Genomic DNA, 1,594 nt, shown 5'->3' on the forward strand with positions numbered 1-1,594 from the left:
TAAATATATCTGTGATTCTAGCAGATGGCATCTACGATGTAGTAGCCACTTCAACAGATGCAGCCGGAAACTCCAGTGTAGATGCAACAGTAGATGAACTTATCATCGATACCGTACTACCAACAACTCCAACAGTAGACTTTTTAACAACTAACGACAACACACCAACCATCACAGGTACTGCAGATTCTGTTGATGATTTGGTGGTAACTGTTGATGGTGTTGCTTACCCGGAAAGTGGTTCAGATTTAACAGATAATGGTGATGATACTTGGACGTTAGTTATTCCTTCTCCACTTGTAGAAGGTACTTACGACGTAGTAGCTGCTGCAACCGATGCCGTTGGCAACAGCAATGTAGACGCTACAACCGATGAACTTACCATAGATCTCACCGATCCTACAGTTCCAACCGTAGACTTTTTAACAACAAATGATAATACTCCGATAATTACTGGTACTGCAGATTCAATAGATGATTTAGTGGTGATTGTTGACGGTATTACTTATCCGGAAAGTGGTTCAGATTTAACAGATAATGGTAATAATACATGGACGTTAGTTATTCCTTCAGCTTTAGCAGATGGCACTTATGATGTGCAAGCTACTGCAACCGATGCGGCAGGCAACTCGAGTGTTGATACTACTACCGATGAACTTACAATCGACACTTCCGCACCTACTGTACCTACTGTTGATTTGCTATCAACCAGCGATACGACACCAAGACTTACGGGTACGGCAGATTCTGTAGATGATCTTACGGTTGCAGTAGACGGAGTGATCTATACTGAAGGCGATGGGGATTTAACTGATAACGGTGATAATACGTGGACTTTAGATATACCTGTAGCACTGGCTGAAGGGACTTATGATGTGGTAGCAACTGCGACCAATACTTTAGGCACTTCAAGTGTAGATGCTACCACCGATGAACTTACTATAGATCTTATGATTTGTAATAGTCCGTCGTTTACCACTACCAGTGTAAGTGGATTAGGTCTGCTAGGAGCCGGAGTCACAAATCCAGATAACGCGATAGATGGAGATGTAAATACATTCTCTCAACTAACGCTCGGTGTGGTGAGTGTGGCAGCTTCGGTAGAACAAGAAGTTTACTTTGATGCTGCGACTCAGGCAACCGAAGATTTTAAAGTAAGCCTCAGCATAGACCCTAATTTATTGGCTGTAGGCGTGGCAAATAATATCACTTTTGAAGCTTATAATGGAACCACTTTGGTATCCTCATCTACGCTTTCCAGCTTATTGAGTTTAGATTTGTTAGGATTATTAGAAGATGGTGATATAGCAGCGATACCTTTTGATGTAGCCGGCCCGGCAGATCGGGTAGTGGTGCGTTTAAATGCACTTCTAGGAGTAAGTCTTGTACAGAGTCTTGACTTTCACGATATCGCAATTACGTCAAGTCTTCCCGTAATCGACCCAGCCTCAGAGGATATTGAAGTTTGCGCGGGCGATAGTGCTTCTTTAGTAGCTACAACTGCTTCTTCTGGAGCCGAACTTCGCTGGTACGATAGCGCTTCTGGCGGAAGTTTATTAGCAACCACAGCAAGTGGCGAGGCTTTTACCACGCC

General features: G+C 43.4%; 1 protein-coding gene. It reads left to right on the plus strand.

Features of this window, described 5'->3' with window-relative positions:
- On the plus strand, window positions 1-1,594 hold a 1,594-nt coding region (locus WA338_RS18745; protein WP_336094543.1), incomplete at both ends, for an Ig-like domain-containing protein.

The sequence above is a fragment of the Leeuwenhoekiella sp. CH_XMU1409-2 genome (genome assembly GCF_037029365.1).
Lineage (GTDB): Bacteria > Bacteroidota > Bacteroidia > Flavobacteriales > Flavobacteriaceae > Leeuwenhoekiella > Leeuwenhoekiella blandensis.